This window comes from Streptomyces clavuligerus, assembly GCF_005519465.1.
In the GTDB taxonomy this organism is placed as follows: domain Bacteria; phylum Actinomycetota; class Actinomycetes; order Streptomycetales; family Streptomycetaceae; genus Streptomyces; species Streptomyces clavuligerus.
In genome coordinates this window covers 1,772,063-1,795,495 of the sequence record NZ_CP027859.1, presented here as the reverse complement: position 1 = coordinate 1,795,495, position 23,433 = coordinate 1,772,063, and the positions used below count along the sequence as shown (strand labels likewise).

General features: G+C 71.7%; 22 protein-coding genes and 1 pseudogene. 17 read left to right on the top strand and 6 right to left on the bottom strand.

Annotation, left to right across the window (positions count from 1 at the left end):
* Positions 1-438: 438 nt before the first annotated feature.
* From CRV15_RS37650 to CRV15_RS37815, 8 genes and pseudogenes are all read left to right on the top strand, one after another.
* Entirely contained in the window at positions 439-573 is a 135-nt protein-coding gene (locus CRV15_RS37650; RefSeq protein ID WP_269086440.1) for a hypothetical protein, read from the top strand.
* A gap of 182 nt (positions 574-755) precedes the next feature.
* Positions 756-1,874 (top strand): iron-siderophore ABC transporter substrate-binding protein, encoded by a 1,119-nt coding sequence (locus tag CRV15_RS35785; RefSeq protein WP_009999725.1) that lies wholly within the window; start codon positions 756-758, stop codon positions 1,872-1,874.
* A 59-nt stretch (positions 1,875-1,933) separates the two neighbouring features.
* Positions 1,934-3,016: a FecCD family ABC transporter permease gene (locus CRV15_RS35780; RefSeq protein ID WP_009999724.1), complete on the top strand. Its 1,083-nt coding sequence runs from the start codon at positions 1,934-1,936 to the stop codon at positions 3,014-3,016.
* Positions 3,017-3,048: 32 nt separating this feature from the next.
* Positions 3,049-4,131, top strand: a complete 1,083-nt coding sequence (locus CRV15_RS35775) for a FecCD family ABC transporter permease (RefSeq protein WP_003952827.1) — start codon at positions 3,049-3,051, stop codon at positions 4,129-4,131.
* A gap of 32 nt (positions 4,132-4,163) precedes the next feature.
* A complete protein-coding gene (locus CRV15_RS35770; RefSeq protein ID WP_003952826.1) occupies positions 4,164-5,024 on the top strand; it encodes an ABC transporter ATP-binding protein in 861 nt (286 codons plus the stop codon).
* 35 nt (positions 5,025-5,059) lie between these two features.
* On the top strand, positions 5,060-6,937 hold the full coding sequence (locus CRV15_RS37315; RefSeq protein ID WP_009999722.1) for an ABC transporter transmembrane domain-containing protein: 1,878 nt from the start codon (positions 5,060-5,062) through the stop codon (positions 6,935-6,937).
* The gene (locus CRV15_RS35755; protein ID WP_003963780.1) at positions 6,934-8,898 is read left to right on the top strand and encodes an ABC transporter ATP-binding protein; all 1,965 of its coding nucleotides are present in this window, start codon (positions 6,934-6,936) and stop codon (positions 8,896-8,898) included. Before CRV15_RS37315 ends, CRV15_RS35755 begins: the two co-directional genes overlap by 4 nt.
* A 114-nt stretch (positions 8,899-9,012) precedes the next feature.
* Positions 9,013-9,423: pseudogene (locus CRV15_RS37815) on the top strand (SIP domain-containing protein); the annotation flags it as partial.
* Positions 9,424-9,831: 408 nt separating this feature from the next.
* Here CRV15_RS37815 and CRV15_RS35745 read toward each other — a convergent pair.
* The gene (locus CRV15_RS35745) at positions 9,832-10,773 is read right to left on the bottom strand and encodes an NAD-dependent epimerase/dehydratase family protein (protein ID WP_003952822.1); all 942 of its coding nucleotides are present in this window, start codon (positions 10,771-10,773) and stop codon (positions 9,832-9,834) included.
* 71 nt (positions 10,774-10,844) lie between these two features.
* Between CRV15_RS35745 and CRV15_RS35740 the strand changes: the two genes are divergently transcribed.
* The 3 genes from CRV15_RS35740 (at position 10,845) to CRV15_RS35730 (ending at position 14,426) form a co-directional block, all read left to right on the top strand.
* Positions 10,845-11,756, top strand: a complete 912-nt coding sequence (locus CRV15_RS35740; RefSeq protein WP_009999719.1) for a LysR family transcriptional regulator — start codon at positions 10,845-10,847, stop codon at positions 11,754-11,756.
* Between the two features lie 308 nt (positions 11,757-12,064).
* Positions 12,065-13,249: an acyl-CoA dehydrogenase family protein gene (locus tag CRV15_RS35735; protein ID WP_003952820.1), complete on the top strand. Its 1,185-nt coding sequence runs from the start codon at positions 12,065-12,067 to the stop codon at positions 13,247-13,249.
* 328 nt (positions 13,250-13,577) lie between these two features.
* On the top strand, positions 13,578-14,426 hold the full coding sequence (locus CRV15_RS35730; protein ID WP_009999716.1) for a hypothetical protein: 849 nt from the start codon (positions 13,578-13,580) through the stop codon (positions 14,424-14,426).
* A 151-nt stretch (positions 14,427-14,577) separates the two neighbouring features.
* Here CRV15_RS35730 and CRV15_RS35725 read toward each other — a convergent pair whose 3' ends face one another.
* Positions 14,578-15,030: a hypothetical protein gene (locus CRV15_RS35725; RefSeq protein WP_009999715.1), complete on the bottom strand. Its 453-nt coding sequence runs from the start codon at positions 15,028-15,030 to the stop codon at positions 14,578-14,580.
* Between the two features lie 222 nt (positions 15,031-15,252).
* On the bottom strand, positions 15,253-15,996 hold the full coding sequence (locus CRV15_RS35720) for an SDR family oxidoreductase (RefSeq protein ID WP_003952817.1): 744 nt from the start codon (positions 15,994-15,996) through the stop codon (positions 15,253-15,255).
* 137 nt (positions 15,997-16,133) lie between these two features.
* On the opposite strand from CRV15_RS35720, the gene CRV15_RS35715 reads away from it, so the two are divergent.
* The 3 genes from CRV15_RS35715 (at position 16,134) to CRV15_RS35705 (ending at position 18,363) form a co-directional block, all read left to right on the top strand.
* Positions 16,134-17,003, top strand: a complete 870-nt coding sequence (locus CRV15_RS35715; protein ID WP_003952816.1) for a helix-turn-helix domain-containing protein — start codon at positions 16,134-16,136, stop codon at positions 17,001-17,003.
* Positions 17,004-17,103: 100 nt separating this feature from the next.
* A complete protein-coding gene (locus CRV15_RS35710; protein ID WP_003963774.1) occupies positions 17,104-17,535 on the top strand; it encodes an Rrf2 family transcriptional regulator in 432 nt (143 codons plus the stop codon).
* An 84-nt stretch (positions 17,536-17,619) separates the two neighbouring features.
* A complete protein-coding gene (locus tag CRV15_RS35705; RefSeq protein WP_003963773.1) occupies positions 17,620-18,363 on the top strand; it encodes an SDR family NAD(P)-dependent oxidoreductase in 744 nt (247 codons plus the stop codon).
* Between the two features lie 647 nt (positions 18,364-19,010).
* On the opposite strand, the gene CRV15_RS35700 is transcribed toward CRV15_RS35705, so the two are convergent.
* Positions 19,011-19,730 carry an ArsR/SmtB family transcription factor gene (locus CRV15_RS35700; protein ID WP_029183298.1) on the bottom strand — a complete coding sequence of 240 codons (720 nt, stop codon included), beginning with the start codon at positions 19,728-19,730 and terminating at the stop codon, positions 19,011-19,013.
* Between the two features lie 65 nt (positions 19,731-19,795).
* Here CRV15_RS35700 and CRV15_RS35695 point away from each other — a divergent pair, with 65 nt between their 5' ends.
* From CRV15_RS35695 to CRV15_RS36225, 3 genes are all read left to right on the top strand, one after another.
* Positions 19,796-20,491 (top strand): flavin reductase family protein, encoded by a 696-nt coding sequence (locus CRV15_RS35695; protein ID WP_003963770.1) that lies wholly within the window; start codon positions 19,796-19,798, stop codon positions 20,489-20,491.
* Positions 20,492-20,585: 94 nt separating this feature from the next.
* On the top strand, positions 20,586-21,167 hold the full coding sequence (locus CRV15_RS35690) for a tetratricopeptide repeat protein (protein WP_003952810.1): 582 nt from the start codon (positions 20,586-20,588) through the stop codon (positions 21,165-21,167).
* Positions 21,168-21,236: 69 nt separating this feature from the next.
* Complete coding sequence (locus CRV15_RS36225; protein WP_003952809.1) at positions 21,237-21,374, top strand: hypothetical protein; 138 nt, start codon at positions 21,237-21,239, stop codon at positions 21,372-21,374.
* An 803-nt stretch (positions 21,375-22,177) separates the two neighbouring features.
* Here CRV15_RS36225 and CRV15_RS35680 read toward each other — a convergent pair.
* Positions 22,178-22,582: a hypothetical protein gene (locus tag CRV15_RS35680; RefSeq protein ID WP_003952807.1), complete on the bottom strand. Its 405-nt coding sequence runs from the start codon at positions 22,580-22,582 to the stop codon at positions 22,178-22,180.
* Between the two features lie 408 nt (positions 22,583-22,990).
* The gene (locus tag CRV15_RS35675; protein WP_003952806.1) at positions 22,991-23,401 is read right to left on the bottom strand and encodes a hypothetical protein; all 411 of its coding nucleotides are present in this window, start codon (positions 23,399-23,401) and stop codon (positions 22,991-22,993) included.
* Positions 23,402-23,433 lie beyond the last annotated feature (32 nt).

Below are 23,433 nucleotides of genomic sequence, written 5' to 3'. Positions count from 1 at the left end.
CGCAAGCGCGGTAGTGGGATTCCCGCAAGCGGGAATCCTGTGCGCTCCGCGCACGCAGTAACAACAGCCGGCTGCTGGCTGTGGGTGCGAGTCGGGGACGGCAAGGTCAGCATTATTGAAGTCGCCTCTAGAGTGATGCAATGTGCAAGGTCAGCAGCTGGCGGCCTCCTGCACTCCGGGTTGGGGCTTGGGTTACGAAGCGGCCCCGAGCGTCGGTGACAGATTTACCCGGTACGACCCCGCTGACAGACTGTCATCCATGTCCTGTCCCTGGGTGAAGGCATGCAGATGGGGTAGGTCGGCTGCCGCCCGGACTCGGGCGATCCAGTCCATGAGCATGTCGGCGTTGCCGACGTGCCGCGCCAGGAGCGGGGCGGGCTGCTCGGTCCCCATGACCCCGACCTTCCGCCATAAAATCGGTTAGGTTAGCCTAGCCTCATGTTGATCGCCTCTGTCCGTGAACCCGACGTGTCGACCGCCGCTGCGCCGTCGCAGCGGTCCGCGTCGGCGATCGGCGGGGTCGAGGCGGGCCCGGGGGTGCCCGCAGTCGTCGACGGCAGTGGGCCCACTTGAATTCGACGATTCACTACGTCGGCGTCCCTTAGTCCAGCGCGACGAGCCGCGCAGGAGGCTGGGGTCGTCCCACTCCCGCATGGCACCCTTATGCCCGAATATATCCCTTCTTATCCGCTTTATTAGCTTCACTCTCTCACCGCCGCCGTGGTCCTCACGCGCTGCACGCACCAAGGAGAACCATGTCCGATCCCACGGCTGCCCCGACGGCCACCCCTGCCCCGGCGCCCCGCCGCACCCGGGTCTGGACCCGTGCCGCGGGTCTGGCCTTCGCCGCAGCCCTCGTCCTGACCGGCTGCGGCAGCGGCACCTCGGGGTCCGGCACGGACGACAAGACCTCCGCGGCGAACCCTTCCGGAGCCTTCCCGGTCAGCATCGAGCACGCCCACGGCATCGCCACGATCCCCGAGAAGCCCAAGCGCGTCGTCACGGTCAGCTGGATGAACCAGGACGTCGTCGCCGCGCTCGGCACCGTACCCGTGGGTGTCGACAAGCAGTGGGGCGGCGACAAGGACGGCTACCACCCCTGGTTCCGCGACCAGGTGGAGAAGCTCGGCGGCGAGCTGCCCGAGGTCCTGAACTACGGGGACTCCGGTGAGATGGACTTCGAGCAGATCCTGTCCCTCGACCCGGACCTGATCATCGGCCTCTACTCCGGGATCTCGGACGTCGACTACAAGCGGCTCTCCGAGATCGCGCCCACCCTCGCCTACACGAAGAAGCCCTTCGACGGGGGCACCTGGCAGGACATGACCCGCACCATCGGCAAGGCGCTCGGCGAGACCGAGAAGGCCGAGAGCCTGGTCACCGAGGTGGAGGGTGGTCTCGCCACCGTCGCGAAGGAGAACCCCGAGTTCCAGGGGAAGACCTTCGCCTACGGCATGGCCCTCGCCCCCGGGGCCACGGAAGCCTCCCTGTATCTTGACTACGACCCCCGGGTCCGGCTGCTCACCGAGATCGGCTTCGAGAACACCCCGTCCATGAAGGCCATCGCCAGCGCCGTCCAGGGCGCCAACTGGTACGGCGGGGTGAGCATGGAGAAGCTCGACAGTATCGAGGCGGACGTCTACGTGGGCTGGGCCAACAACCCCAAGGAAGTCACGCACTCGCTGAACGATCCCGTCTTCAAGCGCTGGGCGCCCATCCAGGACAAGAACTACGCCTTCCTCCAGGACCCCACCCTTTCCATGGCCACCAGCGCACCGACCGTGCTGTCGATCCCCTGGGCCATGGAACGGTACGTCCCGCTGCTCGCCGACGCGGTCGCGGGCAAGGGCGCGGTGGACACCCCCGCGTCCTGACCCCGTCCAGCCGTACCGCAACCGCCGCAACAGCACCGCCTTACTCGCGAGGATCACCCGTGACGACCGCATCACCCCCCGGTGAGACCACCCCCGTACGGCGACACACGCCGGGCCCGTACTCCGGTACGGGCCCGGCCCCGCGTCACCGGCGCCGCGTCGCGGTGCTGGCCGCCGCTGTCGTGTTCCTGCTCGCCATGACCGTCCTCAGCGTCATGGTCGGCGCCCGCGGGATCGCCCCGGGCACCGTGTGGGACGCCCTGTTCCACTTCGACAGCTCCTCCGACGAGCAGGTGATGGTCCGTGAGCTGCGACTGCCGCGCACAGTGATCGGACTGCTGGTGGGTGCGGCACTCGGCCTCTGCGGAGCCCTCATCCAGGCGTTCACCCGCAACCCTCTCGCCGACCCCGGCATCCTCGGCGTCAACGCGGGCGCCGGTTTCGCCGTGACCTTCGCGGTCGGCGTGCTCGGTCTGACCGACCCCACGGAGTTCATCTGGTTCGCGCTCGCCGGAGCCTTCGCGCTGACCGTCCTCGTGTACGTCCTCGGCTCGCTCGGCGCTGACCGCGCGACCCCGGTGAAACTCACCCTGGCCGGTGTGGCGCTCACCGCCGTGTTCAGCGGACTGACCTCCGCGCTCACCCTCAAGAGCCTGAAGACCCTCGATGTCACCCGGTTCTGGGATGTCGGCTCCATCGGGGGGCGCTCCCTGGACGTCCTCCCGGTCGCCCTCCCCCTCATCGGGGCCGGACTGCTGCTCGGCCTGTTCAGCGCCCACTCGCTCAACGCTCTGGCACTCGGCGACGACAGCGCCCGCTCGCTCGGCGTACGGCTGGGAGCGACCCGGGCGTGCGTCGTCCTCGCCGTCACCCTGCTCGCCGGAACCGCCGTCGCCGTCGCCGGTCCCATCGCCTTCATCGGGCTGATGGTGCCGCATGTGGTGCGCTGGTTCACCGGCCCCGACCAGCGCTGGATACTCCCCCTGACGGTGCTCGTCGCCCCTGCCTTCCTGCTGGCCGCCGATGTCGTCGGGCGCGTGGTCCTGCCCTCCGGGGAACTGCGGGTCGGCCTGGTGACCGCTCTGGTCGGCGCCCCCGTCCTGGTTGCCCTGGTCCGGCGCCGGAACGCGAGCGGACTGTGAGCATCCATTCCCCCCGGAGGTACGAATCCACCATGGGCCCCGATCGCGCTCCCCTCCCCGGGCAGCCCCCCGTACATGTCGATTTCGGACGCCCCGGCTGGAACCTGCGGCGGGCGGGCGCCGCGCTGCGCGTGGACCGCCGCACCGTTGTGGTCTGTGCCGCACTCGTCACCGCGATCCTCGCGCTGGGCGTGCTGACGCTCGGCACCGGGTCCATCTCGCTGACCCCCGCGCAGGTGGTGACCGCGCTGCTGGACCCGGAGTCCGACCGCCGCGCACGGCTGGTCGTGGTGGAGTGGCGGCTGCCGAGACTGCTGTTCGCCATGGTCTGCGGCGCCGCGCTGGCGGTCAGCGGGGCACTCTTCCAGTCCCTCACCAAGAACCCGCTGGGCTCGCCGGACGTCATCGGCTTCTCGGCCGGCTCCTACGCCGGGGCCAGTGTGGTGATGCTGTTCCTCGGCTCCGCCAACTATCCGGCGATCGGAGCCGGCTCGCTGATCGGCGGGGCCGCTGCCGCGTTGGTGGTCTATCTGCTGGCCTACCGGAACGGACTGCACCCGTTCCGGCTGATCGTCGTGGGCATCGCGGTGGGCGCCGGTCTCAGCTCGCTCACCTCGATGCTGCTGCTCTCGGTGGACCCGCAGCAGGCGATGCTGGCGGCCACCTGGGCTGCCGGGTCCCTCAGCGGGCTCGGATTCGAGCAGCTGGTACCCACCGCGGCGCTCTTCCTCCTGCTGCTGCTCTGCTCGGTCGCCGTCGTCCGCCCCCTGACCCATCTGGAGATGGGCGACGACATGGCGGTGGCCCTCGGTGTGCGGGCGAACCGCGTCCGGCTCGCCGGGACGGTCGTCGGGGTCGCGCTCACCGCTCTGGTGACCGCCGCCGTCGGCCCGATCGCCTTCATCGCCCTGGCCGCCCCGCAGATCGCCCAACGGCTGACCAGAGGCTCCACCACGCTGCGGATCGCGCCCGCGGCACTCACCGGCGCCCTGGTGCTGGTCGCCGCCGACTACACCGCACAGCGCGCCGAACTGCCGGTGGGGGTGGTGACCGTCTGCGTCGGCGGGGCCTATCTCGCCTGGCTGCTCGCCCGTCAGTACGCCACCCGCCGTTGAACCCCGTTCCGCCGCCCTCCCGAGGACCCCGCATGCTCTCCGAGAACGACCGCCCCGGACCGGACCGCGATTCCGCGGCGAACCGTCCCGCCGCCCCGGCAGCCGCCCGGCTGGAGGTGCGGGACGTGACACTCGGCTACGCCCGCCGCCCGGTCTGTGAACACCTGGACCTGCGTATACCCGAGGGAGCCTTCACCGCGATCATCGGACCCAACGCCTGCGGCAAGTCCACCCTGCTGCGCGCGGTGGCCCGACTGCTGACACCCGGCGCAGGGCAGGTGCTCCTCGACGGCCGGGCGATCTCGGAGTACCGCTCCAAGGAGGTGGCGCGGCGGCTGGGGCTGCTGCCGCAGACCTCCCTCGCTCCGGACGGGATCAGCGTCGCCGAACTCGTCGCCCGTGGCCGCTATCCGCATCAGCGGATCACCCGGCAGTGGACGGCCGGGGACGAGCAGGCGGTCGCCCGGGCGATGGCCGCCACCGGTGTCACCGAGCTCTCCGGCCGTCTCGTCGACGAGCTCTCCGGCGGGCAGCGCCAGCGGGTCTGGGTGGCGATGGTGCTGGCGCAGGAGACTCCCGTACTGCTGCTGGATGAGCCGACCACCTTCCTCGACATCGCCCACCAGATCGAGCTGCTGGAGCTGTTCGCCGATCTGCACCGGTCCGGCCGCACGCTCGTCGCGGTACTGCACGACCTCAACCACGCCGCCCGCTACGCGACCCATCTGGTCGCCATGCGGGACGGCCGGGTCGTCGCCGAGGGCCCGCCGTCCCAGGTCATCACGGCCGATCTGGTGCACGAGGTGTTCGAGCTGCCGTGCCGGGTGGTGCCGGACCCGGAGACCGGCACCCCCATGGTCGTTCCGCTGGCCCGCCGCCGGGGCACCCTGTGAGCCGGGCGGAGGGTCAGAGCGCCGGATCTGGCGCGGTGCCCGGGGTTCCGGCCGGAGAGCTGTTCAGGATCGCGCTGCTGCGTGGTGGACGGGGGCTGCGACTCGGCCTCACCACCGTGGGCTTCATGCTCCACCAGCTCTGCGAGGCGCTGGTGCCCATCCTCATCGGCGTCGTCATCGACCAGGCCCTGGAGCCCGGCGACCCCGGTGCGCTGCTGCGCTGGCTCGCCGTCCTCGCCGGCGTGTTCCTGGTGCTGTCGCTGTCGTACCAGCGGGCCGCGGCGGCGATGGTCGGCGTCTACGGCCATGCGGAGCAGGAGCTGCGCCGACTCGCCGTGACCCGGCTGCTCGACCCGTTCGGGCTGCGCCGCGCCCCCGGCCCGGGCGAGGCGCTCTCCCTGGTCACCTCCGACAGCTACCGGGTGGCGGGTGTCTCCTGGAGCGTGGTCGAGCAGGCGGCCACGCTCACCGCGATCCTCACGGCGTCGACGGCGCTACTGCTCATCTCCGTCCCGCTCGCGGTGGGAGTGATGGTCAGTACGGTGCTGGTCCTGCTGCTGATGCGACGGCTCGCGGCCCCGCTGGAGGCCCGCGGCCTGGCCGAGCAGGGCTCCGCGGCCCGGGCCGGGGAGGTTGCCACCGACATGATCACCGGGCTGCGGGTGCTGGCCGGGATGCATGCTCAGCCGGAGGCCGCCGCCCGGTACCGGGCGGCGAGCGACGCATCACGGCGGGGCGCGGTCGCCGCGGCCCGGGCCGTGCTCTCCTACTCCGCCCTCAGTCAGGTGCTGTCCGGGGTCTTCCTCGCGGCGCTGGTCACCGCCTCCGGTTGGCTCGCCCTGGACGGGCGGCTCACCATCGGACAGTTGGTGACGGTCTTGGGGCTCGCCCAGTTCCTCCAGGGGGCCCTGGCCCATGTCGGGACGTTCGCCTCCGACTGGGCCCACAAGCGGGCCTCCGCGCGGCGGATCGCCGGACTTTTGTCCGAACCGGCCCTGATCGCCCCGCCGGTGTCCGGTGCGGGGCAGAAAGCAAATAAATCAGAAAAAACGGAGAAAACAGATAAAACCGACGGCGTTGACGCGTCCGGAAGCCGTACGCGCCACAAGGTCTCCGCGCCCGGTCCACGGACGGACGGGTCCGCTTCTTCCGGCGACGCCCGCGTCCCCGGGGCGGTCGGCGGTGCCCCCGCGCCACGCCCCGGTGCGGCGGTTCGGATGCCCGCCGCCCGTACCGCGTCGGCCGACCCCGGGCCCGGGACCGTCTGGTACCCGCCCGGCCACGGGGGTCCGGTCGAGCTGGTGCCCGGCGCGTTGATCGGAGTGGTGCCCCGGGACCCGGGCCACGCGCGGTGGCTCAGCGACCGGCTGGGCTGCCGTGTCCGGCCCGTGCGCGGGGAACTGCTGATCGACGGGGCCGACGCGGTCGACCTCGGCCCCGAGGCGGTCCGCGCCCGCATCGCGGCGCCGCCTCATCAGGGCACCCTCTTCTCCGGCACCCTGCGCGCCAATCTGACCCCGCCGGGCGGAACCCTCGATCCGGCCGTGGTCCGGGCGGCGATGCTGGACGAGGTACTGGAACACATCGGTGGCCAGGACACCGAGATCGGGGAGCACGGTCGCAGGCTCTCCGGCGGGCAGCGCCAGCGGCTGATGCTCGCGCGGGCGCTGCACGCGGAGACACCCGTGGTGGTCCTGGACGAACCCGCGACGGCGGTCGACCCGGTCACCGAACGGCGGATCGCCGAGGGGCTCGCGGAACTCCCGGGCACCGTCCTGCTGATCACTACCAGCCGCATTCTGCTCTCCACCTGCGACCGGGTGGTCGACCTCACGGACACGGCGACCGGGGACGCCGCCGCGCCCCCCGGCGGCGACGGCACAGCGGACGACCAGAACGGAACCCCCCGATGAACCCGCCCGCATCCACCTCACCTCCCACGCCGCTCCCCGGCACGGATGACGGCACCGGCCCGGTGACCGGAACGGACGCCGCGCCCCCACCCGACGCACCCGGCCCGGCGCGCCCCCTGCTCCCCGTCGCGGGACCGGGCCGCACCCGGCGGGAGATCCTCCGGCGGCTCGCCCGGCGACGCGGGCGGCTGACGGTCACCCTGCTCGTCCTGCTGGCCGGCACCGCGGCCTCCCTCACCGTCCCGCCGCTCCTGGGCGCTGTGGTCGACACGGTCGTCGACCGCTCCGGGCACGGCCGTCTGGCCGTTCTCGGCGCGGCCCTCGTCGGCGCCTCGCTGGTGGGCGCCGCGCTCACCTGGCAGGGCGGCCGGATGCTGATCGCGCTGATCCAGGACACCCTGGCCGGTCTGCGGGAGGACGTGTTCGACGCGGCGGTGCGGCTGCCCGCCGACACCCTGGAGTCCTCCGGCAGTTCCGATGTGGTCTCCCGGGTCACCGGCGATGTCGAGGCGATCTCCGAGGCGGCGTCGGAGGTGCTGCCGGACATCACCACGGCGGGACTGACCATCGCCCTCACCGTGACCGGCCTCGCCGTGCTCGATCCCCGTCTGGCCCTCGCGGGACTGGTCTGTCTCCCGCTCCACTGGTACGCCACCCGCCGGTTCCTGGCCCGTTCGCACCAGGTGTACGGAGACATCCGCCGGCTGGAGTCCGCCCGCGGGCAGACGGTCATCGAAGCGGTCCGGGGCGCGGAGACCATCCGGGCCTACCGCACCCAGCGGACCCATCTGACCGAGCTGGCCGTGCGCGGCGAGCGGGCGATCGACCGGCAGTACGACGGGGCCCGGCTGCGCAACCGCTTCTACGGTCTGCTGCACACGGCGGAGTTCGTGGGCCTGGCCACCGTGCTGGCGGTCGGGTACGCGCTGCTCGGCCGGGGCGCCATCACCCTGGGCGCGGCCACCGCCGCCGCACTCTACTTCCACCGGCTGTTCGGTCCGATCGGCGTGCTGCTCACCAGCCTGGACGACATCCAGCGGGCCACGGTGGGTCTGGCGCGTCTGGTCGGGGTCATCGACGCCGCTCCGCCGCGCCCGGCCTCCCCCGCACCCGCACCGAACGCCCGGCGGTCCCCGGCCGTCGGCGTGACCGGGGTCTGGTACCGCTACAGCGGCTCCGCCCGCCCGGCGCTGCACGATGTCTCCCTGACGATCCCCGGTGGCGCGACCGTGGCGCTGGTGGGTGCCAGCGGTTCGGGCAAGAGCACCCTGGCACGGCTGGTCGCGGGGGTGGGCCGACCCGACCGGGGCCGGATCACCACTGAGCCCGGTCGGCAGGACGCCCTCCGCTATCTCGTCACCCAGGAGGTCCATCTCTTCAACGGCACACTCGCCGACAACCTCCGGCTCGCCCGGCCGGGCGCGACCGATGCCGAACTGGTCGCGGTACTGCGGGAGGTGGGCGCCGACTGGGCGCTGGAACCGGGGCTTGGACTGGACACGGTCCTCGGCGGCCCGGACGGAGCGGACCTGGACGACGGATCGGTCCAGCATCTGGCGCTCGCCCGGGTGCTGCTGGCCGACCCTCCCCTCCTCGTACTGGACGAGCCGACCGCGGAGTCGGGTCCGGGGAGCCGTGTCCTCACCGCGGCGCTCGCGCGGGTCACCCGGGACCGTACGAGTGTGATCGTCGCGCACCGGCTGGAGCAGGCCCGCGCCTGCGACCTCATCGTCCTCCTCAAGGACGGCCGGGTGGCCGAGGAGGGTACCCACGCCTCCCTGCTGGCCTCGGAGGGCGAGTACGCGTCCCTGTGGCGGGCGTACGCCGGCCGCACCCCCGATGTCACGGATGACAGCGGCACGGGCGGGTACGGTACGGCCCGGGCGCCGGGCCAAAGGCACCGGGACGTGACCGGGGCGCCGGAGCCGGGCACCGCTGCACGGACCGGCAGGGAGAACTGAACCGTGGAGATCTATGGGGCCGTTGTCGCCCGGGGCGAGCACCTGACCGCCCGTATGATCCGCGCGACGCTGACCGGGGCGATGTCCACCTCGGCGGGGGTGGGCGACGAGTAGGTGCGGCTGCTCTTCCCGCACGGCCCGGACCGGGGCGATCTGTCACTGCCGGTGCGGCCCGAGGCCGCCGGGCCCGGGGCCGCCGAGATCGGTATCGGCTTCGTCGGGCATGGCCACGGGGTGGCGGCCACCCGGGCGGCGGTGGCCCGGCCGGGTGACCCGGTGGGCCTCAACGCACCCACCGGGCTCCACGGCCCGCCCGCCGATGCCGTCCGGCAGATCCTGACAGCGGATCCGACCGGACTGCCCGTGGTCGCACGGCTGCTGGAGAACACCCCGGAGCACGTCGCGACCCGGGGGGTCCTGGCGGTGCCGGACGAGGCGTCGGCGCAGCCGCTGCCGTTCCGCCCCCGGACCAGGGTGATCTGGACGTACAGGGGCAACGGGTACTCTCCCGGCCGACTCGCGGAGCTGGTCGGCGCGGCCCTGCCCGAGGACAGCGATCTCACGGGCGCCTGCCTCTGGACCGCCGGGGGGCCACCGCCCCGCGCTCCGTGCGCAAGCGCCTCCGCAGGACCCCGGGCCTTCCCTCGGAGCGCTTCAAGGTCGTCGGCCACTGGCTGCCGGACGTCGGCTCCGATTCCCGGGGGCCCTTCCCTCGTCCGTGAGGGCGGAGCTGGAGGCGCTGTGGGAGGACCCGTCGGAGGACCTGGGGGTCGTCACGATCGCCTACGAGGAGCGGCTGAGTGGCCTGGTCCTGTGAGCACGGGCCTGTGACCCGAGCCGGGCGGGCCGCCGCCGATCGGCTCCGGTCCGGGCCCCGGCCCAGGCTCCGTGGCGGGCGGTGCGCGGAATGGCCGACGGTCGGCCCCGGGCGTCTCAGCGGGCCGGTGCGGTGGACTCGTCGAGCGCCTCGGTGATCGCGCCGGGCAGCCAGTCGCCGGTGTGGGAGACGGGGAGACCCAGCTCTCTCGCCCGGGCGTTGCTCATGGCGTAGTGGCGGTCGAAGGAGTAGGGCGACGCCTCCTGCCCGGCGGCGACGGTACGGAACCGGGGCCGTCGCCCGGTCCGGGCGGCGATGGCGGCCGTCAGGTCGTGCACATCGAGCAGGCCGTCGGAGCAGGCGTTCACCGGGCCGGTGAAGTCGGTGTCGGTCGCCGCCCGGCGGAGCAGGTCCGCCAGCTCGGTCCAGTGGATGTAGACCGAGGGCAGCGGCCGTTCATGCACGGCGATCTCGGTGCCCTCGGTGATGTGCCGGACGTAGTGGGCGAGTCTGCCGGTGAAATCCCTTGCGCCGCCGCCGAGTACATGGGCGGCGCGCACGGAGGCGAAGGCGAAGGCGGCGTCCCGGGTGAGGACGGCCTCGGCCTGGCGCTTGCCCTCGGAGTAGTGCGCGTCCAGGAACTCCTGGTCGCCCCAGGGCAGATCCATCCGGACGGGCCAGGCGGCGGGGTCGACGTTCCCCTCCGTCAGCAGGGTGTCGTGCGGGACGGGTGGCAGTGCCGCGGTCGCCGGGTTGTAGACCTCGATCGTGGACGTCATGACATAGCGCCGGGTACGGCCGCGGAAGATCCGCGCGGCTGCCGCCGCCTGCACCGGGCTGTAGCAGAACTGGTCGACGACGGCGTCGAAGACACGGGAGCCGAGGGCGGCGGCGAGGGCGGATTCGTCGTTGCGGTCGGCCACGACATGGTCGACGCCGGGGGGCGGCGGGAGGGAGCCCCGATTGACCAGAGTGACCTGGTGTCCGGCGGCCCGCAACCGCCGGACCAGGAGTATGCCGATGTAACGACTGCCGCCGATGACGCAGATTCTTTGCATGTCCCCATCCTGGGAGCGCTACCGTCATCAGTGGAAGTACTCGAAAACTGGATACGTGGAAAGGAAAACTGTTGATCGATGTGCAGCGGCTGCGCGTTCTGCGGGCGGTGGCGGAGCACGGCAGCTTCAACCGTGCCGCGGCGGCCCTGCGCCTCACCCCCTCCGCCGTCTCCCAGCAGGTGGCCGCGTTGGAACGGGGTCTCGGCACCCGGGTCGTGGACCGGAGCACCCGCGGGGTGACCCTCACCCGGGCCGGTCGGGTCATGGTCGGGGCGGCGGAATCGGTCGCCGCGGAACTGGAGCACGCGAGGCGGCAGGTCGACCAACTGGAGACGGGCCGGACCCGTCTCGCTGTCGCCACCTTCACCAGCGGTGGCCGACTGCTGCTGCCCGGTGCGCTCGCCCGGCTGACGGCCGCTCATCCGGACACGGTGCTCCATGTGCGGGAGGCCGAACCGGAGGACAGCCTGCCGCTGGTCCGCCGGGGCGCCGTCGACCTGGCGCTCGCCTATCACTTCGACGGCCCGCTGCCCGGGCAGCCCGGTGGGCGCTCCGCCGTGGAGTGGACCCCGCTCCTGGACGACCCGCTGCGGGTCGTCCTGCCCGTGGGGCACCGGCTGGCGGACCGCGCGTCGCTCGGCATCGCCGAACTCGCGGGCGAGCCCTGGGTGCTGGGGTGCCTCAAGACGGAGGCATATCTGCGGCGGTACGCCGAGCGCGCCGGATTCGAGCCGGAGGTCCGCGGCACGACGACCGACTACTTCTTCGCGCGCTCCCTCGTCGCCGCGGGCATGGGGATCTCCCTGATCCCCTCCATCGCCCTGGCCCCGAGGATTCCGGGGGTGTGCACGGTCCCGGTCGAGGAACCGGCCCCGGCACGGCACATCGGCATCGCGACGGTCACGCGACGCCGCGACCACCCCCGGCTCATCACCCTGGTCGCCGCGCTCCGGCAGGAGGCGGCGGCCGTCGGCACCGGGTGAGCCAGAGCGGCGGCCGGAAGGTGAGCCGGAGCGGCGGCCGGGAGCGGAGGTCTGCCGGGCCTTCGTCGCCCGTCGCGCGGCCGGCGGAGACCCCGTCTGTCTCCAGGCGCCGGCCGAGCGTGGTGGAGGGGAGCGCCGGGACCGCGTGCGGTCCTCCGGCAGGGACGTCCCTCCCGGGGAGCCCTCCTCTCGGTGACCGGCCTCGGGGCCCGCAGGCCCGTCCGACGCGCCCTGAGGGAATGGTTGACAGCCCTCGGGATTGGCGCCACCGTAAAGAATCTCCCACGACCCAAAGGCGGAGGTCCTCCTTGGCCGGTTCATCGGCACCACGTTCGGACACCTGCCTCATCGAACGGGTACGCGAGCATATCCCGCTCATCCGCTCGCACGCGGCGCGCGGGGAGCAGCGGCGGCGGGTGACGGCCGAGGTCGTCGAGGCCCTTTCCGGGACCGGGATCTACCGTATGAACGTTCCCCGTCACTACGGGGGTTATCAGTCCTCGCTGCGTACGCAGATCGACGTGTTGAGTGAGGTCTCCGTCGCGTGCGGGTCGGCCGGGTACATGGCGATGATCCAGACCGGGACCTCGTTCATCGCGGCTCTCTTCCCCGACGAGGCTCAGGACGAGATCTTCAGCCGTCCCGATGCGCGGGTCAGTGGCACTCTCATCCCGGGTTCGAGGGCCGTTCCGGTGGACGGCGGTTATGTGGTGAGCGGGAGATCTCCTTTTGCGACCGGCTGCCAGGATGCCGACTGGCATCTGCTGACCGCGCTCGCCGACACCGGGGACGGCCCGCCGGAGACGCTGTGGCTGGCGATCCCCATGACCGATCTCACGGTGCTGGACGACTGGGACGTCACCGGTCTGACCGGGAGCGGCAGCAACACTGTCGTGGCGCAGGACGTTCATGTGCCCGCGCATCGCGTCCTGCCGGTGGAGCCGTTGCTGGCGGGGGTGTTCCCCTCGCAGCGCAGTGGCGCCGACCCCTTCTACCGGATGCCGGTGCTGCTGCTGTTCATGGTCTGGCTGGCCGGGAACGCCCTGGGGCTGGCACGGGCGGCCCTGACGGAGTTCGGGCAGCGCATCCAGCAGCGGGGCATCACCTACACCTTCTACGAGCACCAGAACGAGGCGGCGGTGACGCATCTCCAGTTCGCCGAGGCCACGATGAAGGTCACTTCGGCAGAACTGCTCACCGCGGGCCTGGTGGAGCTTGTCGAATCCAAGGCGAGCAGCGGGGAGCCCTACACGACGGAGGAACGGGCCCGGATCAGGGCGCAGGGCGGGTACATCGCGCGGTTGTGCAAGGAGGCCGCCGACCTGGTCGGGAGCGCTTCGGGCGCCTCGTCCCTGCACCGTGAGGTTCCGATCCAGCGGATCGTGCGGGACCTGAACGCCCTGAATCTGCACTCGTTCGTCAATCCCACGGCCAACCTGGAGCTCTACGGCAGGGTGCTTTCGGGGCTCGACCCCAGGACGCCGTTCCTCTGATGTGCCGAGCGGGCTGTCGCGCGTGGTCCAGCGTGTGCGCACGCCCTGCGGCTCCGGCTCCGGCTCCGCATGTTTCTCCCTTTCCGGTCGGGCAGTGCGATCGATCCACATCCTGAGGTCCGAGGGTGGCCAGGGGCAATAGTTCCCGGGTGTCCCGGACATCCGAGACGCGTTCAGGGCGCGGGGCGGGTGTTCACGCAGGTCGGACGGGTGCCCCGGAGCCGTCCAGGGACACGGGACGGCCTCGTCACGCGAATGCGCCGTCCCCACGGTGATTGGCGGAGATCGTCGTTGCTCTTCCAGCCTTGGGGACATGAGCATCGGCGGCATGAGACCCTCACCGTCCCAGGACTTGCAGAGCCTTGCCGATCCGGCCGCGTTCCTGGCGGCGTTGCGCCGGTTGAAGAACGATTCCGGGCTGTCGTACCGGAAGCTGGAGGCACGTGCCGCGGCCGCCGGGGATGTTCTGCCGCGCAGCACCGCGTTCACGCTGTTGCACCGGGAGATCGCGCCGGACCCCGATCAGTTGGCGGCCCTCGTCCGGGCCTGCGGGGATGGGGACCGGGTGGCGGAGTGGCTCGCGGTCCGGGACCGGATCGTGTGGAAGGAGGCCGTTCCGCCGCAGGACAGGACGGTCCCCCGGCCGGCGCGGGAGAGCGGCACCGGCGTGGCCCTGCGGTTCCCGGGAGGCGGAACGCGCCTGACTCTGGCGGTGTCGGTGGCGGTGGCCCTGATCGCGGGCGTGGGGACGGCGGTGCTCCTCCACCGCCACAACAGGGCCCCTTCAGCGCAGACCACGGCCGCGCCCACTGTCTCACCGGCGCCCCGGGCCGGGTTCACCCTCTTCGAGGGGCGCAGCCGGGGCGGCTCGACGGCGGCCAGTGTGGGGTACCGGTACTGGGACACCCGGGACGGCTGGTACGGCATCGAGTACGTCGTGCCGCACTCACGGGATCTGCGTGAGGGGCGGAGGGACGGCTGGGGCGGCACGCTGCGCATGCACTACGAGGACCGCCATGGCAGCCACGTCACGAGCCTGACGGTGAACACCGACGGTCATCCCGACGTGGGCCAGGACAGCGTCCGCTACGGGTTGAAGAACGTCTGGTTCGATGTCTGTGACTCCGGGCAGCCGGATCGGCTCCGGGGCTGTCAGCGGCTGCGCATGGCGCGGTGACCTCGGCGTCGTGAGGCTCGCCAGGGCCGTTCCCGATGGGGGTCGTCCCCCGGCGGCGCGTGCTGGACGGGCGTGGGCCCCCGGCCGAGAGGAACTCGGCCGGGGGCGCCCGGGTCATGCTGTCCGGCGTGGTACCGGCGGCCGGTGCGGGTCAGCCGACCGTGTACCGGTCGTAGATGTCGAGGAGGTCCTCATCGGCATCCAGCCAGATGTCCGGAGGCATCCGGCACACCAGTGCCGACAGGCGTACCAGGGCCAGCAGCCCCGGCAGGGCCGCTCCGGCGGTCGGCCCCCGGCCGAACTCCCACTCCTGGGCGGTCCGCTCCAGGAGCCGGTGGTGTGCCTCGGCCTCGGTGGTCCCGGAGTCCTCGTCCGTGAGGTGCCAGAGCCCCTCGGTGGGGATGTTCCGGCACCACCCGACCAGACGCCTGCGCAGCAACGGGTCGGCGTCCTCCCAGGAATCCGGCAGCCGCTGCCCGCCGAGTGCGGCGAGCGCGTGCTCCTCGGCCTCGGCGAGACGCTCCGGGGGCAGCGCGAGCACGGTCAGCGCGAAGGGGTGCTCACCGTGCCAGTGCCGCACGAGCACGGGATGGGTGTCCGTCATCCGACGCATATATCTGTCTTGCCCATCAGGTAGTTGGTGTCCCCGTTGCCTACGGTGGAACGGATCTTGCTTCCCGTTCCATTCCTGCCGCTGGCGATCATGAACTCGCCCACGTCCACGCAGGAGTGGCACCTCACCGGGACCCCGGGCGGCCACGGTCCACGACGGGATGTCGCCGGTGCTTCTCTCGCTGCTGCCGTTCCGTGATGCGTGCGCGGGTACTCATCCCTGGGCTGTGGGCCGGACGACGATCTCGTTGACGTCCACGTCGGCGGGCTGGTCGATGGCGTAGCGGATCGCTTCGGCGATCGCGGTGGCGGGGATCGCGATGCCCATCTGCTCCCGCACCGCGTCCTTGATCCCGCTGTCGCCGATGGAGGCGGTCAACTCGCTCCGGGTCAGGCCCGGACTGACCACGGTGACCCGCAGTTCCCGACTCTCCTGGCGCAGCCCCTCCGACAGGGCGCGTACGGCGTGCTTGGTGGCGCTGTAGACGGCCGCGGTCGGGTCGACCTTCAGTCCGGAGACGGAGGAGATGTTCACGATGTGCCCGCCGTGCTGGTCCCGCATGAGGGGCAGGACGGCGGCGATGCCGTACAGGACCCCGCGCAGGTTCACGTCGATCATGCGGTTCCACTCGTCGACCCTCAGCGCGTCCAGGCGCGACAGCGGCATGACGCCGGCGTTGTTGACCAGGACGTCGACGCGCCCGTACCGGTCGTGGGCGGTGTGGACGAAGGACCGCACGCCGGCCGGGTCGGTCACGTCCAGCGCGATCGGCAGGGCGCTGCCGCCCCGGGCCTCGATGTCCTCGGCGAGGGCGGACAGGCGTTCGGTGCGCCGTGCCCCGAGGACCACGTGGTGGCCGACGGCGGCGAGCGTTCGGGCGGTGGCCGCGCCGATACCGCTGCCGGCTCCGGTGATCAGGACCACCTTGGAAGCGGCCGTGGTGGACGGGTCGGTCATGGTCTTCCCTTCGGAGCGGGTGACGGCCGCGGGGGACGACGGCCGGTGTCGCCAGGATGCGTCCGGTTCCGCGCGAGCGGCAGGGCGGGGCTTCCTGGGTGTGCCGCTCCCAGGAACCGGCGGCGTACGATCGGGGCATGAGCGGCAATGAGCTGGGGGAATTTCTGCTGGCGCGTCGCTCCCGGATCGGCCCGGCCGACGTGGGCCTCCCCCTTTCCCGGGGCCGTCGCGTGAGCGGGCTGCGGCGTGAGGAGGTCGCCGTCCTGTCCGGAGTCAGCGCCGACTACTACACCCGTCTGGAGCAGGGCCGGGAGAGGCATCCCTCCGGCCAGGTCGTCGACGCTCTCGCGCGGGCCCTGCGGCTGGAGCCCGACGCCTGCTGGCACGCCTACCGTCTGGCCGGGCTCGTCCCGGGGGAGCAGGCGTCCCCGGACGTGGAGCGGGTCGCGCCGGAGCTGTTGCAGCTGATGCGCGCCTTCCCCGCCGCGGTGGCGTATGTCGTCAACCGGCGTCTGGACGTCCTCGCCTCGAACGCGCTCGCCGACGCCCTGCTCTCCCCGCTCACGGAACCCCGGAGCATGGCCCGGTCCCTGTTCCGCGACCCCGCGGCCCGCGAGTTGTTCGCCGATTGGCCCACCGTGGCCCGTGACACCGTCGCCACGCTGCGGCTGGCCCATGGTCACGAGCGGAACGACCCGCGCATGCGCGCCCTGATCGACGGCCTGCTCGCCGGGAGCGAGGAGTTCGCGGAGCTCTGGAGCCGTCAGGACGTCGGCCGCCTGGGCAGCAAGGCCAAGACCTTCCGTCACCCGAGGGCCGGGCGGCTGACACTCGCCTATCAGACGTTCGAGGTCCAGAACGCTTCCGGCCAGTACCTCCTGGTCGGCACCGCCGAGCCCGCGAGCCCCGACGCCCGCCGCCTGGCTTCGCTCACCGGCCACCGCACCGGGAGAGACCGCGCCGAGAGCAACGGGGGCGAGCGGAGCGGCACGGCCGATCGGCGGTGACGGAGACCGCCGAGGCGCCCGGGAACCGTCCCCGGCACTCCCGGAATGTTGTCGTAACTGCTATCGTTACAACGAGAGGACGGGAAGGGAGGTGGACGGCATGGGGGCCAACAGCAGGCTGACTGTCGCCGCGCACGCCCTGACCTGGATCGGGCTGTATCAGCGCCGTGGGCATGAGGTCGCGACCTCCGAGCAGATCGCGTCGAGCGTCAACACCAACCCGGTGGTGATCCGCCGCCTGCTGGCCCAACTGCGCGAGGGTGGCCTGGTCGACTCACGAAGGGGTACCGGGGCAGGCTGGATGCTGTCGCGGGACCTGCCGACGATCACTCTGCTCGACGTCTATGAAGCGGTGGAGACGGGGCCGGTCTTCGCTCTGCACCCCGCCGCGCCCGACCCCGAGTGTGTCGTGGGCCGGGGCATAGCGCCGGTACTGGGCGCCGCCTACGACGGCGTCGAGGCGGCTCTCCGTGCCGAGCTGGCGAGAACCACACTGGAAGACGTGCTGCGCGACCTGCTGAGAGACACCTAGCTTCGCCTGCGGATCGCGGTGGGGCGGCGCTTTTCGCGGCCCTCATCGTAACAATAGTAGTTACATCAAGTTGGGGAGAATGTCATGGGACAACTGGACAACCGGACCGCCCTCGTGACCGGGGCCTCCACCGGCATCGGACTGGCCATCGCCCGGCGGTTCGCCGCCGAAGGGGCGACCGTCTACCTCACCGGCCGCCGCGAGGCCGAGCTGAAGAGTGCCGTCGAACAGGTCGGCGATCGTGCCATCGGTATCCGGAGCGACGTATCGGAACTCGGGGACCTCGACCGGCTCTTCGCCGGGATCGCCGAGCGCAGCGGCCGTCTCGACATCGTCGTGGCCAACGCCGGCGTCGGTGACTCCGGTCCGCTCGGCACGATCACCGAGGAGGAGTACGAGCGCACCACCTCCATCAATCTCAAGGGCACGGTCTTCACCGTCCAGAAGGCGCTTCCGCTGCTGCCGGCCGGTGCCTCGGTGATCCTGCTCTCCTCCAGCGCGGCCCTGCGCGGTGTCCCGGGCCTGGGCGTCTACGCCGCCACCAAGGCGGCGATCCGCAGCCTCGCCCGCACCTGGGCCGCCGAGCTCGCCGACCGCGGCATCCGGGTCAACGCCCTCACCCCCGGCCCCGTCACGACCCCCGGCGCCGACGAGCTGCGGGCCGCGCTCCCGCTGGACGACCACGCCGGGTCCGCCGCGCCGACCCCGCTCGGCCGGTCCGGCCACCCCGACGAGGTCGCCGCGACCGCGCTCTATCTGGCCGGGGCCCAGAGCTCCTTCACCACCGGCGCGGAACTGGTCGTCGACGGCGGCGCCACCCAGCTCTAGTCACACGGGCCGCCCGGCGCGATCGGCCGCTACGAGATCCTCACCCCGGACGACTCCCCCGCCTCCGCCGGATTCCCGTCGCTGGGCCCCTTGAACGCGGCCCCGCCGGGGTCCTGGCCGGGGCAGGTACGCCGGAGCGGGTGCCGTCCCCGTGGCCGACGGGGAACCCGGCCCGCGCCAGCGCCGGATCGACGGGCGGCGTCGGCCAGGACCCGCCGCCCACCGGAGGAAGACCTCGACGGCGCAATGGACGTCCTCGCGCGAACGCAGCAGTGCGACCTCCGCAGGGCGAAGTCCGAGACGGTGAGGACGCGGTCGGGTCCCCGGTCGGCCCGATCGAATCCGGGCAGCGAGCCGCCGCCCGGACCTGCCTGGTGGGCGCGGTCGATCCGGCCGCGCCCGTCGGGGCCGTGTCCAGGGCGCGGTGCGGCTCGTCCTACAGCACGCTTCATCGTCGATGTGGCGATGGCGGTCTCCCGGCACCCGCGTCCCGCCGGCCGGTCGACCCGGACGCGGCCCTCTCCGAACTCATGGCCCGGACGGCCGCCGGACTGCGCGAGGCGGTCGCGCCGCCGGCCCCGGCGGTCGGCTGAGTCCGCCGCAGGCAGGGGCGACACCAGCGAGGGGCCGCGGTCTCTCAGAACCACTCATTTCCGCGACAGAAGTGCATCGGACAAGCCGAGCTGGCGGCGGAGTGCCTGTCGGCCGAGGGGGGTGACGGCGACGGCGCGCGTGGTACCGACGGAAGTGATCCAGCCTGTGTCGAACGCGTGGCAGCACAGGGCGGCGCCGACGGCGCCGGCCAGGTGGGGGCGGCGTTCGGTCCAGTCCAGGCACGACCGTACCGACGGCCGGCGCGTGCCGGTCGGGACGGTGATGCCGAGATCTTCGAGCCAGGTCGCTCCGGCGCCGGTGAGCCCGAGTCCATGCCCCAGGTCCAGCAGCCCCCGCTGGAGCATCGCGTCGGTGATGGCGACCCCGACGGTCCCGGCAAGGTGGTCGTAGCAGGTACGGGCGTGGGCGAGGGCGTGTCGGCGGCCGGACGCCGACAGGGAACGGGGTGCCGGGGCGCGCTCGGGCGCCATCGCGGCGAGGCTCTCGACCAGCTCGGCGACGTGCGGACCGGCCAGACGCACATAGCGGTGGCGCCCCTGCCGCTCCTCGGCCAGCAGGTTTCCGCGGACGAGCGCGTGCAGGTGCTCGGTCGCGGTCGAGGGCGCCACCCCCATGTGACGTGCCAATTCCGTCGCTGTCCACGCCCGGCCGTCGAGCAGGGCCAGACAGAAGCCCGCCCGCGTACCGTCGGCCAGAAGCTTCGCCACGGCGGCCAGGTCGGGACCGGCTGTATGTGCGCGCTGCATGTCCATATGGTCCATTGTCACCTGAAACACTTCGGCCTCGGCCGAAACAACCGGACCCTAGGCTGTTCGCCATGAACACGGCACTTCCCAGCACTCTGCCCGCACAGACAGTAGCCACCCACCTGGAGATCGAGCCGAGCATCCTGTACTTCGGGACGCCCGTGGTGCTCCTGTCGACAGAGAATCAGGACGGCTCCTTCAACCTCGCGCCGATATCCTCCGCATGGGCCCTCGGGCGGACGGTGGTGATCGGACTCGGCCGTGAGGGGCAGACCGCGTACAACCTCGGCAGCCGCCCCGACCTGGTCATCAGCATGCCTGCCCCCGCCCAGTGGCCGGCGGTGGAGCGGCTGGCACCGCTGACGGGCCGGAGTCCCGTGCCCACGAGCAAGCCCAAGGGCTGCCGCTTCGAGCCGGACAAGTTCGCCGCAGCCGGTATGACCAGCGAACCTTCCCATCTGGTCCGGCCGCCTCGGGTCGCCGGGTGCCCGATCCAACTGGAGGCCCGCGCGGAGCGGGTGCAGCCGGATGCCTCCGGGGACTTCGTCATCGTCGAGGCCGTCGTGTGCAAGGTGCACGCCGACTCCCGCATCGTCGTTCCGGGCACCGACCACATCGATCCCGCCGCCTGGAGCCCCCTCATCTACAACTTCCGCCACTACTTCGGACTCGGCCCGGAGCTCGGCCACTCCTACCGCACCCAGACACCCCGTGACTTCGAGGGGCCTGCGGCAGAGCCCGCGCCCGCCGGCACAGCGCCCGACTGAGATCAGGCGATGTCGCGCAGCGGGGTGAAGTCGACGAGCGACTGCCGGACGGTCTCCGCGAGGTCCAGGGGCGTTGTGGAAGATCACCGCGTTCATGAGCAGAACGTTGGGTTTCATCGTCTTCTCCTGCTCGACGGGGTCGTTGTCCGCACCGGCTGGGCCTGCGCAGGGCGACCACATCGAAGTTCTGGGCCAGCGGCGTGACCCGCCCGCCCGCAGTTCCGTTTTGCGCTGCATGTTCTGGGTGGCCACCCCGGTGTCCTGGGGCGCTGGGAGGGCCGCCGCCGGGGCCGGGGACCTGGAGGCGGCCGCCAGCGCAGGCCGGTCACGCCCCCGCGCGGATGCCGGTCCACCGGCGCGGGGCGCGCTGTCGCTGTCGAGGGACACCGGTGACTTCACCGCGCGCGGCACTGCTCTCCACCGGGACAACCCCACCACCGAGGGCAGACTCGCCCTGCTGACCACCCTCAACGCCCTCGGGGAGACGCTGCGCGAGCGCGGTCACGCCGACCAGGCCCTCGAACACCATCTTCACGGGCTGGAGCTGTGCCGTGCGGGCTATCGCGGGCTCTCGCCCCATCTGCTCGCCGTCTATCAGGCGCTGACCCTGCGCCATCTCGGCGAGGACTACGCGGCACTCGGCCGCTGGGAGGAAGCCGAGGCACCGCTGCGGTAGGCGCTGACCGCTTTCGAGACCGCGGACTCACCGGCGCTCAGCGGACCCATCCAGCTCGATCTCGGGCGTGTGCTGTGCCGCCTCGACCGCCCCGAGGAGGCGCGCGCCGTCCTCGCCGGCGCCCTGCACACCCTGACCGTCCACCACCACCCTCTCCAGCGAGAGGCCGCCGCCGAACTCCACGCCCTGGACCCCGTCGCTCGCTGACCCCCAGCCCCGGGGTCCTGCCGTGCCGGATATCGGCGTACGGGCCGTTCACCTGTACGCCGGCACCGGGTCCAGGTCCGGTGGACACCCACAGCCTTCGCATCGGTCCGGCGGAGGCCGTGACGCATGTCTTCGCCGGAACCGGCCCGCCGGACGACGCGAACGGAAAGCCGGGGGCCGTGGCCTGCGGGCGTCCGCGCGGGTCCGGGCCGCGTGCGGGCGGCAGGTGCCGCTTCCGAGGCGGCGACGCTGGTCCCCCGGCTGATCGCCGACGGGCCGCGGCCCGGCCCGGCGGCGGTCTTGCGGACCGAGGCCCGCTCCCGGGGGCGGTCGGCGATGTGGAGATGGACGGCTCCCCCGAGAACTGTAGTTACGGGTGAGCCGTGGGGCCCACGAATAGGCCTCTGTCCCCTCCGCGTTCTCGGTGACCGCCCGGCGAACGTGAGGAGATCCCGCTCAGCCCCGACACCGCCGACCGCGGTCGATGACGGCGGCGGGCCGACCTCGGCCGACGGCCGGCCAGGACCCGGCCGAACAGTTGCTGCCCACGCCCTCGGCGCTGTGCCGCTGCCCGAGCGAGTGGACCGCGACCGGACTCCGCTGATACCTCGGCGGGCCCGGCGAGCGCACCCGGTTCATCGCCCTCTCCACCGGTGCGCCGCCACCACGGTGATCCAGCCCCGCACCCTGACCTGGCCGCAGCCAGTGGGTGGGGCGCGGTCACATGCGGTGCTCCGCCGGGGGTTTCACCGCCGCTGCCCCGACACCGAACCGGCACCGGGGCAGGGGGCACGACAGTCAGGTCACCAACAGGGCGTACTGCTGCCCGAGTAGGGTCCGTACTCGCCGCCCCAGTGGACACAGGAGGCGGTGATCTTCACGGGTCCGGCGTAGTACGAGTACCTCCCTTTGTCGCCGCGCAGACCGCCGGTCCGGGACTCGACCCAGGCCCCGACGACGACGTCGTTGCCGATCGCCGACCCTTCCTTGAAGGTCACCACACACGCCGAGTTGCCGTTCCGGAGCAGCCACACCGTCGCGTGGACGAGCCATCTCTGATCCCGGACGGTGTAGCCGCTGCCGCAGACGGATTCCGGGGTCGCTGCGGGCCCGGTGCTCGCCTGTGCCGTCCCTGTGGTCGAGCTGAACCCTGCCAGCAGAGCGGCGGTGCCGAGCAGGGCCGACGCCCGGTGTCCGAGATGTCGCATGACGGTCCTCCTGCGCTGTGTCGGGGTGGTCCTGTACGCGGTTGCGATGAGCGCTTCGGGCGGGTCGGATCCGTCAACCGGACAGCCTCCGGGCGGACGTTGTCAGATTCCGGCACCGATGCGCCATCGTCAGGTCCTGCCGAGTTGAAGTCGGTCCATTACCCTGTACAGAACCGGCTTGATGAACAGTGGGCATGCCAGAATTTCGGGCCCACGGCCCGTTTCCGGTCCCGGAGCCGACCGGAAACGAAGTGCGATACAAAATGATGCCAGTAATCGCCACAGCCGGAACTGCTGAATTCAGACAGGCTCGCTCCGCATGAGATCGAAAAGAACTCGCACCCCCCATGCGCACCAGAGGTGCACATGTTTGAGAGGGTGTCTCCCGAGACACCCTCTCAAGGATCTTCACTGGTGCGCCCGATAAGCCTCCCACATCATCCAGTGCAACAGTTGATCCCGGGTGGCGGAGTCCGCCGACGGCAAGGACTCGAAGTCCACGGTGGATACATCGATCCTGCCGAATGTGCATCTCGGTCGTTCAGCCACTGCAAGCGTGAAAGAGTGCGGGAAGGCGGCCACCAAGCACATCCAGCTCGCCTCAGGGGAATTTTCCGGCAGGTAGGGAATGAGTGCGAATCTCTGGCTTCCTTCCAGATCCAGGCCCGTCCCTTTCCTGCTGTATCCTCGACGGTTTGCGGCAGCCACCAGCTCGCGCATTCCAGTGATCGGCACCGTCTTCACGCCCGCTTCAACCGGAATCCCAAACCACGAACTCACATGAAAATCTTTCCGTGCGAACAAACGCAGCCGGCTCATCTGTTGTGATCCTTCAACTCAAGGCACTCCCT